The 14886-nt window shown below is 67.3% G+C and carries 12 protein-coding genes and 3 pseudogenes; 9 read left to right on the top strand and 6 right to left on the bottom strand.

The features are described 5' to 3' along the window. The gene (gene groL / locus A5775_RS20605) at positions 1-1626 is read left to right on the top strand and encodes a chaperonin GroEL (protein WP_067256474.1); all 1626 of its coding nucleotides are present in this window, start codon (positions 1-3) and stop codon (positions 1624-1626) included. Positions 1627-1863: 237 nt separating this feature from the next. Beyond that, positions 1864-2688, top strand: a complete 825-nt coding sequence (locus A5775_RS20600; RefSeq protein WP_067256472.1) for an SDR family oxidoreductase — start codon at positions 1864-1866, stop codon at positions 2686-2688. On the opposite strand, the gene A5775_RS20595 is transcribed toward A5775_RS20600, so the two are convergent. From A5775_RS20595 to A5775_RS20580, 4 genes and pseudogenes are all read right to left on the bottom strand, one after another. Further along, a complete protein-coding gene (locus A5775_RS20595) occupies positions 2677-3240 on the bottom strand; it encodes a carboxymuconolactone decarboxylase family protein (RefSeq protein WP_067256470.1) in 564 nt (187 codons plus the stop codon). The two genes, A5775_RS20600 and A5775_RS20595, sit on opposite strands and share 12 nt — an antisense overlap. Before the next feature lie 73 nt (positions 3241-3313). Continuing rightward, positions 3314-3706: a hypothetical protein gene (locus tag A5775_RS20590; RefSeq protein ID WP_067256468.1), complete on the bottom strand. Its 393-nt coding sequence runs from the start codon at positions 3704-3706 to the stop codon at positions 3314-3316. A 63-nt stretch (positions 3707-3769) separates the two neighbouring features. Further along, positions 3770-4390, bottom strand: a pseudogene (locus tag A5775_RS20585) (PPE family protein); the annotation flags it as partial. 39 nt (positions 4391-4429) lie between these two features. Beyond that, entirely contained in the window at positions 4430-6172 is a 1743-nt protein-coding gene (locus A5775_RS20580; protein WP_067256466.1) for an amidohydrolase family protein, read from the bottom strand. A 47-nt stretch (positions 6173-6219) separates the two neighbouring features. On the opposite strand from A5775_RS20580, the gene A5775_RS20575 reads away from it, so the two are divergent. The 3 genes from A5775_RS20575 to A5775_RS20565 are packed head-to-tail and all read left to right on the top strand — an operon-like array spanning position 6220 to position 7985. Next, positions 6220-6591: a VOC family protein gene (locus A5775_RS20575; RefSeq protein WP_067256551.1), complete on the top strand. Its 372-nt coding sequence runs from the start codon at positions 6220-6222 to the stop codon at positions 6589-6591. Positions 6592-6601: 10 nt separating this feature from the next. After that, positions 6602-7120, top strand: a complete 519-nt coding sequence (locus tag A5775_RS20570; RefSeq protein ID WP_067256464.1) for a mycothiol transferase — start codon at positions 6602-6604, stop codon at positions 7118-7120. Between the two features lie 10 nt (positions 7121-7130). After that, positions 7131-7985, top strand: coding sequence for a hypothetical protein (locus A5775_RS20565; RefSeq protein ID WP_067256462.1), 855 nt, complete (start codon positions 7131-7133; stop codon positions 7983-7985). Between the two features lie 9 nt (positions 7986-7994). Here the strand turns inward: A5775_RS20565 and A5775_RS20560 are convergent, their stop codons facing one another. Continuing rightward, positions 7995-9749, bottom strand: coding sequence for a cytochrome c biogenesis protein DipZ (locus A5775_RS20560; protein ID WP_067256460.1), 1755 nt, complete (start codon positions 9747-9749; stop codon positions 7995-7997). Between the two features lie 124 nt (positions 9750-9873). On the opposite strand from A5775_RS20560, the gene A5775_RS20555 reads away from it, so the two are divergent. The 3 genes from A5775_RS20555 to A5775_RS20545 all read left to right on the top strand — a co-directional run bounded on the left by A5775_RS20555 (position 9874) and on the right by A5775_RS20545 (position 14149). Further along, positions 9874-10560, top strand: coding sequence for a TetR/AcrR family transcriptional regulator (locus A5775_RS20555; protein WP_156660787.1), 687 nt, complete (start codon positions 9874-9876; stop codon positions 10558-10560). Positions 10561-10664: 104 nt separating this feature from the next. Then, complete coding sequence (locus A5775_RS20550; RefSeq protein ID WP_067256456.1) at positions 10665-11210, top strand: MmpS family transport accessory protein; 546 nt, start codon at positions 10665-10667, stop codon at positions 11208-11210. Further along, positions 11207-14149: an RND family transporter gene (locus A5775_RS20545; RefSeq protein WP_067256454.1), complete on the top strand. Its 2943-nt coding sequence runs from the start codon at positions 11207-11209 to the stop codon at positions 14147-14149. The genes A5775_RS20550 and A5775_RS20545 overlap by 4 nt, the downstream gene beginning before the upstream one ends. 13 nt (positions 14150-14162) lie before the next feature. Here A5775_RS20545 and A5775_RS20540 read toward each other — a convergent pair. Then, positions 14163-14543, bottom strand: a pseudogene (locus A5775_RS20540) (cytochrome c biogenesis protein DipZ); the annotation flags it as partial. Positions 14544-14548: 5 nt separating this feature from the next. On the opposite strand from A5775_RS20540, the pseudogene A5775_RS20535 reads away from it, so the two are divergent. Further along, positions 14549-14803: pseudogene (locus A5775_RS20535) on the top strand (TetR/AcrR family transcriptional regulator); the annotation flags it as partial. Positions 14804-14886: the final 83 nt, after the last annotated feature.

Here is a 14886-nt window from a genome sequence, read left to right as displayed (position 1 = left end):
ATGGCCAAGACAATTGCGTACGACGAGGAGGCCCGTCGCGGCCTCGAGCGAGGGCTCAACGCCCTCGCCGACGCGGTAAAGGTGACGTTGGGCCCCAAGGGCCGCAACGTCGTCCTGGAGAAGAAGTGGGGTGCCCCCACGATCACCAACGATGGTGTGTCCATCGCCAAGGAGATCGAACTGGAGGACCCGTACGAGAAGATCGGCGCCGAGCTGGTCAAGGAAGTCGCCAAGAAGACCGACGACGTTGCCGGTGACGGCACGACGACGGCCACGGTGCTGGCTCAGGCGCTCGTCAAAGAGGGCCTGCGTAACGTCGCGGCCGGCGCCAACCCGCTGGGTCTCAAGCGCGGCATCGAGAAGGCCGTCGAGAAGGTCACCGAGACCCTGCTCAAGTCGGCCAAGGAGGTCGAGACCAAGGACCAGATCGCTGCCACCGCTGCGATTTCGGCGGGCGACCAGTCGATCGGCGACCTGATCGCCGAGGCGATGGACAAGGTCGGCAACGAGGGCGTCATCACCGTCGAGGAGTCCAACACCTTCGGCCTGCAGCTCGAGCTCACCGAGGGCATGCGGTTCGACAAGGGTTACATCTCGGGCTACTTCGTCACCGACGCCGAGCGTCAGGAAGCGGTCGTCGAGGACCCCTACATCCTGCTGGTCAGCTCCAAGGTGTCGACCGTCAAGGACCTGCTCCCCCTGCTGGAGAAGGTCATCCAGGCCGGCAAGCCGCTGCTGATCATCGCCGAGGACGTCGAGGGCGAGGCGTTGAGCACCCTGGTGGTCAACAAGATCCGCGGCACCTTCAAGTCGGTGGCCGTCAAGGCCCCCGGCTTCGGTGACCGCCGCAAGGCGATGCTGCAGGACATGGCCATCCTCACCGGTGGTCAGGTCATCAGCGAAGAGGTCGGCCTGTCGCTGGAGAGCGCCGACGTCGCCCTGCTGGGTAAGGCCCGCAAGGTCGTCGTCACCAAGGACGAGACCACCATCGTCGAGGGCGCCGGTGACTCCGACGCCATCGCCGGCCGGGTGGCCCAGATCCGCAGCGAGATCGAGAACAGCGACTCCGACTACGACCGCGAGAAGCTGCAGGAGCGCCTGGCCAAGCTGGCCGGCGGTGTTGCGGTGATCAAGGCCGGGGCCGCGACCGAGGTCGAGCTCAAGGAGCGCAAGCACCGCATCGAGGACGCCGTGCGCAACGCCAAGGCGGCCGTCGAGGAGGGCATCGTCGCCGGTGGTGGCGTGGCCCTGCTGCACGCCATCCCGTCCCTGGACGAGCTGAAGCTCACCGGCGACGAGGCGACGGGCGCCAACATCGTCCGCGTGGCGCTCGAGGCTCCGCTGAAGCAGATCGCCTTCAACGGTGGTCTGGAGCCCGGCGTTGTGGCCGAGAAGGTCCGCAACTCGCCCGCCGGTACCGGCCTGAACGCCGCCACCGGTGAGTACGAGGACCTGCTCAAGGCCGGCGTTGCCGACCCGGTGAAGGTGACCCGTTCGGCGCTGCAGAACGCGGCGTCCATCGCGGGGTTGTTCCTGACCACCGAGGCCGTCGTCGCTGACAAGCCGGAGAAGGCCGCCGCTCCTGTCGGCGACCCGACCGGTGGCATGGGCGGCATGGACTTCTGAGTCCCGCATGACGAAAAGCCCGGTCCCTTTGGGGGCCGGGTTTTTTCGTGTGCGCCGAACCCGCGGTGTCCCGCCGGCCCCACCCGACGTTGGGAAAACCAATGGTGCTTTTGCCCGCCTCTCAGCGACGGCTCGAATTGTCGCTGAAAGGTGGGCAATTCCCTGATCGGTCGGGCTGGTGATCCGATTGGCTGGTGTGAACGGTTGCGATGTTGGCCGGCCGAGTAGGTTCGGAGCGTGGCACTTCCGACTCCCTCACCCACCAGTACCGCCGTCGTGACCGGCGCATCGTCGGGCATCGGCGCCGACATCGCGCGCGAACTGGCCGATCGCGGCCACGGCGTGACCCTCGTCGCGCGCCGCGAAGACCGGCTGCGCGATCTGGCCGACGAACTCGCCGGAAGGGTGCGCGTCGAGGTGATCGCCTGCGACGTCGCGGATTCCGCCGCCCGCGCGGGCCTGCTCGATGAGGTCGAGCGCCGCGGGCTGACGACCGACATCCTGGTCAACAACGCCGGCGTCGGCACCATGGGGTCGGTGACGAAGATTCCCGTCGCCGACGAGATCGCGCAGGTGCGGGTCAATGTCGAGGCCGTCATCGATCTGAGCACCCGGGCGGTTCAGCAGATGGTGCCGCGCGGTCGCGGCGCGATCCTCAACGTCGGATCGACGGCGGGCTACCAACCCTTCCCCGGGCAGGCCGGCTACGCGGCCACTAAGGCGTTCGTCAACAACTACACCCAAGGGCTGCGCGGTGAACTCGCCGGCACCGGCGTCACCGTCGCGGTGCTGTGCCCGGGCCCGGTGCGCACCGAGTTCGTGAAGAGCGCCGGCATGGACGAGCGTGACTTCGCCGACGCGTTCCCGAAATTCATGTGGAAGCCGTCGCGCGAGGTGGCGCGCGCCGGGGTCGAGGCGCTGGAGCACGACCGCGGAACCGTGATCCCTGGGCTGCCCAGCCAGATCAGCACCCGCTTGTTGCAGTTCATGCCGCGACGGGTGCTGCTGCCGCTGTTGAAGAACCAGCATCCGAGCCTGCGCAGGGATCGGTCAGCGCGCTGACCCGGGCCAGGGCCGCATCCAGCCCTCCACCGGAAGCGCGAGCGCGTTGCACAACGTGCAGATCGTGCGGTACCAGCCGACGGCCGTGAGCAATTCGATCCGCTGCTCGTCATCAAGGAAGCCGCCCAACGCTTCCCACGTCGCCGCCGACCACGAGCCGGTGCGCTCGCACTCGTCCACCGCCGCAATCAGCGCCCGCTCGTCGGCGCCCCACCGCGGGTCGTCGGGGCCGCCCAGAACCAGCGCGTCGCACTCGTCGTCGCTGACAACGGCGATCGGACCCCAGAAGGCGGCCTGCCCGCCCCACTCGTAGGCGCAGCCGACAAGCGCGCAAATGCGAAGGATGGCGATCGTCCGCGTCCGGGGCGGCAAAAGCGCTGCGGTGTAAAGGGATTCACCGAGCTTACGCAGCCGGGAGGCCAGCGCCGGATGGCGCTGCAGGCAACGCACCAAAAGCAGCGGCTCATAGGTGCGGTCCGGATGACCCCAGCTGTTGATCCCGGCGGCATCTTCTTCACTCCACGGCGGAGCGAGTGGTGCGACGCGGCTCACGGATGAGACTGTACGGCGTCGGCCCGATGGCGGCGACCCGCAGCGCCCGGCTTCGCTGCGCTTGCGATCGCCGCTAGGCCGGAAGCGAGAACACCACGCAGTCGTGCAGGCACCCCTTGGCCGCATCGGGGGAGTCGGCGTCGCGGTGCAGCAACGCGCGGGTGGGCACCACGGCGAGCCGGACGGCGTCGCCGGCGTCAGACACCTCGGCCTGCCCGTCGACAATCAGCGAGTAACCGCCGGGCTCGGTCGGGGGCCACAGCAGGGTGACGTCGCGGCGCCGGGCCAGGTTCTGCTGCGTGCGGCCGCCGATGAGGCCGACGTCGAGAGTCTCCCCCCGCAGTTCGGGTTCGACCGTCACGGTGTGCGAACGGAATTCGTCGTCGACCGTGATCAGGTACGCGTACGGGTAATCGACAAGCGCGTCGGCCAGCGCCGTGAAATCGACCTTCTTCTTGCTGCGCATGATGTCCCAGGATAGGCGCGAACCCGACGTGGTCCCGCGCTACTGCGGCGCCGGGGGCGTGAGGAACCCCGCGATGCGCGACGTGTAACCGCGGGCGACGGCACTGGAGCTGGCCGGGCGGGTGACGGCGGTGCTGGCGTTGGGAAATCCGAGGTTTTGCAGCACCTGATTCCAGGGCGGCAATTTGGCCACGGCCGCCGACGCGTCGGCGTGATACCCGAACATCGCCGCCACGTCCGAGGCCCACATCTGGTCGTAGGCCGCCTCGATGTCGGCGATCGCCGGGGTGTTCTGGCCCAGATGATTGTTGGCCGCCAACGCCGACACCAGGGCCCGGTTGGCCGCCACCACCGCGGGCTGCACCGTCGCCGCGAGCGCCACCTCGAACGCGGTCGCGATGGCCGAGGCCTGGTGGGACACCTCTTCCGCCTGCGCCGCCGCCGCGCTGAGCCAACTCACATATTGGCTGGCCACGCTCACCATTGCGGCCGACGACGCACCCTGCCATGACCCGCTGGCAAGATCTGAGGTCACCGAAGAAAATGACGATGCCGACGACGCCAGCTCCCCGGCCAGCCCGTCCCACGCCGCCGCGGCAGCAAGCAGCGGCCCGGGACCAGGACCGGAGAAAATTAGTGCCGAGTTGACTTCCGGCGGCAACCACGCAAAATGCGGGTTCGTCACGCGACCCAACTTAGCTGGTATATGCCACTTTTGGTGGCGTTATCGCAAGGGCGCCGGACTGGGCTGACGGCCACGCACCAGCTTGCCCGGACGGGCGGCCGTGGGGACGCCGCGTTCAGCGATGATTTCTCCGGACACAATCGTGGCGACGTACCCGTCCGCGGTCTGATCCAGGCGCCGCCCGCCGGCAGGCAGGTCGTGGCTGATGACCGGCTTGTGCAGCCGCAACGCGGCGTGATCGATGACGTTGAGATCGGCCTTGTAGCCAACCGCGATGCGGCCGCGATCACCCAGCCCGGCGATGCGGGCGGGCACCGACGTGAGCTCGCGAACCGCCTCGGACACCGTGAACCGTCCGGACTCGCGGTCCCGCGCCCAGTGCGTCAGGAAGTAGGTCGAGTAGCTGGCGTCGCAGATCATGCCGTAGTGCGCGCCGCCGTCGCCCAGGCCCAGCACCACGTCGTCGCGGTGCAGCAGCTCCCCGACGGTGTCCAGCGAGTTGCCCTGCAGGTTGCTGGTGGCGACCAACAGCATGGCTCGGCCCTCGTCGTCGAGCAGCCGGTCGTAGGCCTCCTCCATCGGCTCCACCCCCTTGGCGCGGGCGCGCGCCCCGATGCTGGTCGACGGGTCGGGCTCGTAGTCGGGGTCCTCGCCCAGCGGGTAGATCCAGTCCCACATCTGGGCCACGTAGAGAATCGGGTGCCCGACGCCGGGCTTGTCGGCCAGGATGCGGGCGCGCACCTCGGGCTTGCGCATCTCGGCGACCCGCTCGGCCAGCGGCAGGTGTGCGATCTCGCGGTAGCTGGGGTAGAGCACGAATGGGTTCGCCGACAGTTGCAGCCCGATGATCAACCCGATGGGACGGGGCAGCAGCTGCGCGGTGAATTGCGCGTCGGCCGTGCCCGCCCTGCTGTTCGCTTTCTCGATCATGGTGATGGCGTCCGGCCACGTCGGGTCGCCCGCGTTGCCGACGACCAGGGTGAAGGTGAGCGGCAGGCCGACGTCCTCGGCGACATCGAAGACCGTCTGCAGCACGGGCTGGTAGCCACCCGCTGGGATGTCCGGAACGAACTGCAACAGGCCCCCGCCGCCGTCCACGACACCCCTGGCGATCTCCTCGATCTCTTCGCGGGCCGCATCGTAACTCGGTATGGGCGAACCGCTTTCGGTTTTGTGGATGGTCAACCGCGACGACGCGAAGCCCAGCGCACCGGCCTCGATCGCCTCTTTGGCCAGCGCCCTCATCTTGGCCAGGTCGTCCTCGGTGGCCGGCTCGCGGTCGGCGCCGCGCTGCCCCATCACGTACACGCGCAGCGGCGAATGCGGAAGGTACGCGGCCACATCGATGTCACGTTTGCCGGCGTCGAGCGCGTCCATGTATTCGGGGAAGGTTTCCCATGTCCACGGCAGGCCGTCGGTCATCACGACGCCGGGGATGTCTTCGACGCCGGCCATCACGTCGACCAGGACGTCGTGGTCGGACTGCCGGCACGGCGCGAAGCCGACCCCGCAGTTGCCCATCACCACCGTCGTCACCCCGTGCGCCGACGACGGGGTCAGCCGCTCCGACCAGATGGACTGGCCGTCGTAGTGGGTGTGCAGGTCGACGAAGCCGGGGGTGATCAGCAGCCCGGTGGCGTCGATCTCGCGCGCGGCGGTGGCGCCGTTGATGGCACCGACCGCCTTGATGACGTTGTCGGCCACCGCCACGTCACCGACGTACGCCTCACCCCCCAGCCCGTCGACGATGGTGCCGTTGCGGATGATGAGGTCGTAAGTCATCCAAACAATCTACGACCGTGCCGGCGGGTCGTGCCAGGATCTTCTCCGTGATCGACCATGTGGGCATCAACTGCGCCGACTACGCGAAGTCCCAGCGGTTCTACGACGCGGTGCTGGGGACGCTGGGCTTTTCCCGGCAGCTGGATGTGGGACCCGCTATCGGGTATGGGCGCGCGGGCAAGCCGACCTTCTGGATCTCGGGCGCGCCGGCCGGACCCAATCGCGAGGTTCACGTGGCGTTCGAGGCCGCCGACGAGGAGGCGGTGCGCGAGTTTTATCGGATGGCCGTCGAGCTGGGTGCCGAGCCGCTGCATGCGCCGCGCCTGTGGCCCGAATACCACCCCGGCTATTTCGGCGCGTTCGTGCGCGACCCGGACGGCAACAACGTCGAGGCTGTCTTCCACGGCGCGCTCCCGTAGTGTCGCGAGTATGGCCAGCACCGACGATGCCGCCGTTCTCCGAGACCTCCTGCGCGACGCGTTCACTCGGTTGATCGAGCACGTCGACCAGATCACCGAGGGACTGACCGAGGAGGTGTCCGGCTACCGCCCGGCCCCGAATGCCAACAGCATCGCCTGGCTGCTCTGGCACAGCGCGCGGGTGCAGGACATCCAGTTGGCCGACGTGGCCCGGGTCGAGCAGGTGTGGTTGCGCGACGGGTGGGTGGACCGGTTCGGATTGGACCTGCCGCGCAACGACATGGGTTACGGGCATTCGCCCGACGACGTGGCCAAGGTGAGGGCGCCCGCGGACCTGCTGTCCGGCTACTACCACGCCGTGCACCAGCTCACGTGCGACTACATCGCCGGGGTGACCGCCGAGGAGCTGGCCCGCGTCGTGGACACCAACTGGGATCCGCCGGTGACGGCGAGCGCGCGTCTGGTGAGCATCATCGACGACTGCGCCCAGCATCTCGGGCAGGCCGCGTACCTGCGGGGGATTGCGTAGATTCGCAGGCGTGCGATTCGCGGCGAGCGTGCTGTTGTGGCTGACCACCACGCTTGCGCTGGCGGTCGCGGTCCCCGCGGCGTGGACGCAGCTGCACCTCGTTGACGCCGACGGGTACGCCGCGATGGCGCGCGGCGCGGCGGCCGACCCGGCTCTGCAGTCCGCCATGGCGGCCGAACTCACCACGCGGGCAATGGCTCTGGTCGTCGCGCACGGCGGGGGCGGCTATCCCGTCGACAGCTCCGAAGTGCACGATGCGGCCAGCGCATTCACCGCCGGCCCGGCGTTTCCACGACTGTTCGCCCAGGCCAACCGCGCCGCCCACGGCTGGTTGTTCAGCGACCAGGGGGCCGCCGACGACGGCAACCAATGGACGGTCGACGTCGCCCCGATGCTCAGGGACGACTCGATCCGGCCGCTGCTCAGCCACTACAACGTGACGGTTCCCGCCAAACTGACTGTCCCGCTGACGGTTTCGATGCCACAAGTGCTGCGGCCGGGCCGGCTGAGCCGGCTGTCCACCTGGGGGCCCTGGGTGAGCGTGGCGGCCGCGGCGCTGTGCGCCGTTTGCGCACTGCTCACGCTGGCCGCCGCGCGCCGCCGCGGCAAGGCACTGAGCGCCCTGGGTGTGTCCGCACTGCTCGTCGGCGCGGCGGGGTGGGCGGGCCTCGAGGTCGCTGGCCGCTACGTCGACAAGGCGCTCAACAGCACCACCGGCGACATCCGCCGCGTCGCCGAGGTGATGGTCGGGCACGCCGAAACCGGTCTGCACCAATGGCTCAACGTCACGTTGCTGGCGGGTGCCGCGCTGGTGGGGCTGGGCGTGCTCGTCGCGATGCTGGGCAGTCTCTGGAAGAAATCCTGAGGCGACCGGCTAGCCGAACGTGAACGAGAAGACCTGCAGGCCCTTGCTGATGCGCATGTCCAGTTGATCGCGGTGCGCGCTGTCCCCAGGGTCGTTGCCGACGATCTGATGCAGCGTGGGCGCTCCGCCGATCGGTGTCGTGGTCGTCTTTCCATCCCGGGTCACGGTGAGGGTGCCGGTGCCGCCGACGACGGCGTAGACGTTCTTCGCGGTGTAGTTCAGCCGGATGGCCGAGTCGTCGCCGTCGGCGGTGGCGCCCTGATCGTCCAGGATCCAGCGGCCGCTTAGGGCGAACTTGTCCTCGGCCAGGGTCTGCGGGTAGTCCAGCGTGGCGGCGCCCGACGTGTAATCGCCGTTCCCGCCGTAGTTTCCGGACTTGCCGACACCGAGGTAGGTCTCGGGTGTGAGCCGGGTTTGCGGGGTGGTGTCGGCCGCATTCGTCGGCGCGGGCAACTGGGCACCGGGGTGGGCGTCCACCAGAAGCTGGCGGATCAGCCTTTCGGTGCCGTCGTAGTCGCCCTCGCCGAACTTGGTGTGCCGCACTTGCCCGTTCGCGTCGATCAGGTACTCGGCCGGCCAGTAGAGGTTCTGGTAGTTGTTCCACGTCGAGTAGTCGTTGTCCAGCGCGATGGGGTAGGGGATGTGCAGGTCGGCGGCGCCGCTGGCGACGTTCTCGGGGACCCGTTCGAACGCGTATTCCGGGGTGTGCACCCCGATGACGAGGAACCCGCTGTCGCGATACCTGTTGTACCAATCGATGACGTGCGGGATCGCGCGCTGGCAGTTGATGCACGAGTAGGCCCAGAAGTCGATCACGATGACCTTGCCGCGCACCGAGGCGGGGTCCAGCGGTGTGCCGTCCGGGGTGTTGAGCCACCCGGTGATGCCGGTGAGGGCGGGGGCCGGTCCGCAGCGTTGCAGCTCTGCGGAACGGTTGGCGCAGTCGGACAGCGCGCCGTCGACGGTGACACCGCTCCGGCTCAGCGGCAGCGTGCTGCCCCGGGCCGGCTGTTGCATGCCGGGGGCCGGGTTCAGGTTGCGCCCGATTTCGTTGGCCCCCAGCTTGTTCTGCATCGCCGTCGTGTAGTCGGGGACCGCGCGCTGCAGCATCGCCGGCAGGTTGAACACCAGCGCCACGGCGAGCACGATCATCGCGATCCCACCGGCGATCTGAATCGCGCGCTGCCGGCGGCGAAACGCCGCGACCCGCTCGGCTACGCGGCGCCCGGCCAGCGCGAAGGCCAACAGCGGCAGGGCATTTCCGAGGGCGAACGTCGCGGTCAACACGAGTGCGCCGGGACCGATCTGCGACGTTCCGCCGGCGACCACGATCGCGGCCAGCACCGGGCCCGCGCACGGCACGTACAACGCGCCCAACGTCAGGCCCAGGACGAAACCATCTGTGCTGGAACCGATTTGACGCTGCGGAAGGTAGGCAAACGGCCGCTCGATCAGGTGTTGCAGCGGCGGGAAGATCAGTCCCAGGCCGATGAGGGTCAACACCACCAGGGCGGCCCAGCGGATCGCGTCCTGCGGCAGGTGTAGCGCCGTCAGCAGCGCGGAGCCGATCAGTGTGGCCAGGCTGAAGCTGCACACCAGCCCGGCGATCACCAAATACGGGCGAGCCACCGAACTCACGCGGCGAGCATCGGCTCGGGTACTGTCCGCACCGGACAGCAGCAGCACCGGGAGCACCGGCAGGATGCACGGCGAGATGCCGGTGATCAGGCCGCCAAGAAACCCGATCAGGGCGATGGTCTGCACGCGCTACTCGGGAGGACGCGAAGGGCGCCGGACGGTGAGCATGGTTCCACCTTTACCCGTTTGCGCCGCCGGCGAGAGTGACCCCGCACAAATCACACCACGTGCGTTATACAAATCACAGCACGTGCGTTACGCTCGGCCGGTGGCGCAACTGACATTCCAGCGCGCCCGCACGGAGGAAAAGAAGCGCCAACGTGCGGAGGCCCTCGTGGAAGCCGCACGCTCGCTGGCGCTGGAGACGGGCGTCGCCTCGGTCACCTTGACCGCGGTCGCCAGCCGCGCCGGAATTCACTATTCGGCGGTGCGCCGCTACTTCACCTCGCACAAGGAAGTTCTGCTGCGCCTGGCCGCCGAGGGGTGGGTGCGGTGGTCGAACACCGTGTCGGACAAGCTGGCCGAACCCGGCGCGTCGTCACCGTCGCGTATCGCCGAGACGCTGGCCGAAGCCCTGGCCGACGACCCGTTGTTCTGCGACCTGCTGGCCAACCTGCACCTGCACCTGGAACACGAGGTCGATGCGGAGCGGGTCATCGAGGTCAAGCGCATCAGCACCGCGGCCACGCTCTCGCTCGCCGGTTCGATCGAGAGCGCGCTGCCCGAACTGGGGCGACCGGGCTCGCTCGACATCCTGCTGGCCGCGTACTCGTTGGCGGCGACCCTGTGGCAGGTCGCGAACCCGCCGGCGGATCTCACCGACGCCTACGCCGAGGAGCCCGAAGTGGCTCCGCCGGAGTGGAACTTGGACTTTGCGACCGCGCTCACCCGCCTGCTGACCGCCACGTGCATCGGCCTTATCTCGGGATCATCATGAACAGGAAAGGGGGCCGGGGCGCTGTGGCTTGGCGAACTGCGACCGGTGAAAACGGTTCCGAGGTGTCCGAGCGCCCGGGGCCGCGGGAGGGACTTGGAGCGCCGATGACGACTGAGCCAAGGGCCGAGCGGCCCCAGAAGCAGGGCTCCGCCGGCGGGGAAGGCACAAAGGTCGCTCCGCAGCACTCTGGGAAAAGGGGGCTTTTGGGGCGTTTCTGGCTGGTGCTCACGATCGCAGCTGTTGTCGCGGTGTCGGGATTCGTCGTATACCGATTGCACGGCGTCTTCGGCGTTCACCGCGGTTCGTTCGGTGGTGGCACCTCGGGCGAGGTCCTCGACGAGTTCAACGCCAAGACGATCACGCTCGAGGTCTGGGGCCCACCAGGCAGCACGGCAACCATCAACTACCTCGACGAAAACTCCCATCCGCAGCAGGCCCTCAACGTGCCCTTGCCTTGGAGCAAAGTATTGAGTTCAACGAAGCCCGGCATCCCGGCAAACCTGGTGGCGCAAGGCGACGGCAGTTGGATCGCCTGCCAGTTCGTGGTGAACAAGCACGACGGGAGCGGTGACGTCATCAAGACTCCGAACCGCTCAGATCCCAACCAAACCGTGGACGCCTTCGTCTATTGCCTGGACAAGTCCGCATGAGCGAGCCGGGCGCGGCTCCGCCGCGCGTCGATCAGCCGCTGATCCCGCCGTTCCTGCCGCGGATGATCCATCGGCTGGCCCTGCCGATCGTCCTGGTGTGGTTGGGCATCGTGTTCGTCACCAACACCGTGGCCCCGCAGCTGGAGGTCGTGGCCAAAACCCACTCGGTGTCGATGAGTCCGACTGACGCGGCATCCTTTCAGTCGATGATGCGGGTCGGATCGACGTTCAAAGAGTTCAACTCCGACAACTCGGCCATGATCTTGCTGGAGGGCGACAAGCCACTCGGGGCCGAAGCGCACCGCTACTACGACGAGATCGTCAGGCGCGTCGAGCAAGACAAGAAACACGTTCAGCACGTCCAGGATTTCTGGAGTGATCCGCTGACGGCGGCGGGTTCCCAGAGCCACGATCAAAAGGCCGCGTACGTCCAGGTTTACCTCGCCGGCAACATGGGCGGCGGGCTGGCGAACGAGTCTGCCGCGGCCCTGCGCAAAATCGTGGACTCGGTGCCCGCGCCGCCGGGAATCACGGCATACGTCACCGGCGCGGGTCCGCTGTTCGCCGATCAGTCCCACGCCGGTGAGAAGGGCGTAGCGAAGGTCACGCTCATCACGTTCTTGGTGATCGTGGTGATGCTGCTGTTCGTGTACCGGTCGGTGGTCACCGTTCTGATCATGCTGGGCATGGTGTTCATCGAGCTGGCAGCGGCCCGCGGTGTTGTCGCGACGCTCGGTAACTACGGCGTCATGGGGTTGTCGACCTTCGCCAACAACATGCTGGTGCTTATGGCGATCGCCGCCGGGACGGATTACGCGATCTTCGTGGTCGGCCGCTATCACGAGGCCCGTGGTCTGGGCGAGACCCGCGAACAAGCTTTCTACACCATGTTCCACAGCACCGCGCATGTCGTGCTGGGATCGGGCCTGACCATCGCCGGCGCGATGTACTGCCTGAGCTTCTGTCGGTTGCCGTACTTCCAGTCGCTGGGGGTGCCTTGTGCGGTCGGCATGCTGGTCGCGGTGCTCGCGGCTTTGACGCTGGCCCCGGCGATACTGACGGTGGCTTCGTTCTTCAAGCTCATGGATCCGAAGCGCATCCTGCAGACCCGGGGCTGGCGTCGCATGGGCACCGCGGTCGTCCGCTGGCCCGCACCGGTTCTCGCGGTGACCATCGCGGTCGCGTTGGTTGGTCTGCTCGCTCTGCCCGGTTACAAGACGGACTACGACAACCGCCACTTCCTGCCGGCGGACACCCCGGCCAATGTCGGTTATGCCGCCGCGGACCGGCACTTCGACCAGGCTCGGCTCAATCCCGAGCTGTTGATGATCGAGACCGATCACGACCTGCGTAACCCGGCCGATTTCCTGGTCCTGGACAAGGTCGCCAAGGCGGTCTTCCACATCCCCGGTATCGGCCGGGTGCAGACGATCACCCGGCCGTTGGGCACGCCGCTCGACCACAGCACCCTCGGTTTTCAGATGGGTGCACAAGCCGCAGGGCGGATCCAGACCCAGCACTATCAGGAAGAGCAGGCGAACAACCTGCTCAAGCAGGCGGACGAGCTGCACAAGACGATGGCAACGCTGCATGAGCAGATGCAGGTGACCCAGGATCTCAGCAACACGACACATGAGACCACCAAGCTCACCAAAGAAACCGTGCAGATCACCGAGAGGTTGCGCGACGACATCGCCAACTTCGACGACTTCCTCCGGCCGATCCGCAGCTACTTCTATTGGGAGAAGCACTGTTACGACATCCCGGCCTGCTGGGCAATCCGGTCGGTCTTCAACGCGCTCGACGGCATCGACCAGGTGGCCCAGAACATCGTGAACCTGAGCGCGAACCTCGACAAGCTGGATCGGATCCAGCCCAAGCTGGTGGCGCTGATACCGCCGCAGATCGAGAGCCAGCAGCACAACCTCGACACCATCATGTCGAACTATGCGATCACACAAGGCCTTAACGAACAGGCGAAAGCGCAGTCCGACAACGCCACCGCGCAGGGCGATGCCTTCGACAAAGCGAAGAACGACGACACGTTCTACCTTCCGCCGGAGGCGTTCAAGAGCCCAGATTTCGCGCGAGGTCTCAAACAGTTCATCTCGCCGAACGGGCACGCCGTCCGGCTGATCATCTCCCATGAAGGCGACCCGGCGACTCCTGAAGGCATCAAACACATCGAGCCGATCAAGCAGGCCGTGCACGAGGCGATCAAGGGCACTCCCTGGGAGGGCGCCAAGGTCTACCTCGGCGGCACCGCCGCGACGTACAAGGACATGCACGACGGTTCCAGCATCGACCTGATGATCGCCGGAATCGCCGCGGCCACTTTGATTTTCGTCATCATGCTGGTGATCACCCGCAGCGTCGTGGCGGCCGTCGTGATCGTCGGTACGGTGTTGCTGTCGCTGGGCGCCTCATTCGGACTTTCCGTGCTTGTATGGCAGTACATCCTGGGTCTGAAGTTGCACTGGATGGTGCTGGCGATGGCGGTCATCCTGCTACTGGCGGTCGGCTCGGACTACAACCTGCTGCTGATATCGCGGTTCAAAGAGGAAATCCACGCCGGGCTCAAAACCGGGACGATCCGCGCGATGGCCGGTTCGGGTTCGGTGGTTACCTCCGCCGGTCTGGTGTTCGCCGCCACTATGGCCACGTTCATGTTCAGCCCGCTGCTGGTGATGGCCCAGGTGGGTACGACGATCGCGCTGGGTCTGCTGTTCGATACCTTGATCGTGCGGTCGTTCATGACACCGTCGCTGGCCACCTTGTTCGGGCGCTGGTTCTGGTGGCCGCAGCACGTGCGTCCACGGCCGGCCAGCACCATGCTGCGGCCGTACGGATCCCGCGCGGCGGTGCGCGCCTACATGCTGCCCAACGAGTCCGAGGTGAACACGGACCGGTTCGCGACGACCACGTCACCGCACTACTGACGGAGCTGGGTCACGCGCACGGCACGTACAACGCGCCCAACGTCAGGCCCAGGACGAAACCATCTGTGCTGGCGCCGATTTGGCGCTGCGGAAGGTAGGCAAACGGCCGCTCGATCAGGTGTTGCAGCGGCAGGCCGATGACGGTCAACACCACCAGGGCGGCCCAGCGGATCGCGTCCTGCGGCAGGTGTAGCGCGGTCAGCAGCGCGGAGCCGATCAGTGTGGCCAGGCTGAAGCTGCACACCAGGCCGGCGATCACCAAATACGGGCGGGCCACCGAACTTACGCGGCGGGCATCGGCTCGGGTACTGCCCGCACCGGATAGGCGCCGGACGGTGAGCAGGCCTTCACCTTTACCCGTTTCGGCGTCCGGCGAGGGATCCGCGCAAATCACACAACGTGCGTTACGCTCGGCCGGTGGCGCAACTCACACTGCAGCGCGCCCGCACCGAGGAAAAGAAGCGCCAACGTGCGGAGGCCCTCGTGGAAGCCGCGCGCTTGCTGGCGCTGGAGACGGGCGTTTCCTCGGTCACTCTGACCGCGGTCGCCAGCCGCGCGAGAATCCACTATTCGGCGGTGCGCCCCTACTTCCCCTCACACAAGGAAGTTCTGCTGCGCCTGGCCGCCGAGGGGTGGGTGCGGTGGTCGAACTCGCCGCCGCGCTGCCCCGCCAGCTGACTGCCACGTGCATCGGGCTTATCTCGGGACCGTCATAAACAGGAAAGGAGGCCGGGGCG

It is taken from the genome of Mycobacterium sp. 852002-10029_SCH5224772 (assembly GCF_001667315.1).
In the GTDB taxonomy this organism is placed as follows: domain Bacteria; phylum Actinomycetota; class Actinomycetes; order Mycobacteriales; family Mycobacteriaceae; genus Mycobacterium.
Note: the sequence above shows the minus strand (reverse complement) of the source record. Positions and strands in the feature narration are given on the sequence as shown.

Excerpts from the sequence above, each read along its gene's own strand:
- groL (WP_067256474.1), top strand. The coding sequence starts at position 1 with ATGGCCAAGACAATTGCGTACGACGAGGAGGCCCGTCGCGGCCTCGAG.
- A5775_RS20590 (WP_067256468.1), bottom strand. The coding sequence starts at position 3,706 with ATGCGCAGCAAGAAGAAGGTCGATTTCACGGCGCTGGCCGACGCGCTT.
- A5775_RS20580 (WP_067256466.1), bottom strand. The coding sequence starts at position 6,172 with ATGACTTACGACCTCATCATCCGCAACGGCACCATCGTCGACGGGCTG.
- A5775_RS20570 (WP_067256464.1), top strand. The coding sequence starts at position 6,602 with ATGGCCAGCACCGACGATGCCGCCGTTCTCCGAGACCTCCTGCGCGAC.
- A5775_RS20550 (WP_067256456.1), top strand. The coding sequence starts at position 10,665 with ATGACGACTGAGCCAAGGGCCGAGCGGCCCCAGAAGCAGGGCTCCGCC.
- A5775_RS20545 (WP_067256454.1), top strand. The coding sequence starts at position 11,207 with ATGAGCGAGCCGGGCGCGGCTCCGCCGCGCGTCGATCAGCCGCTGATC.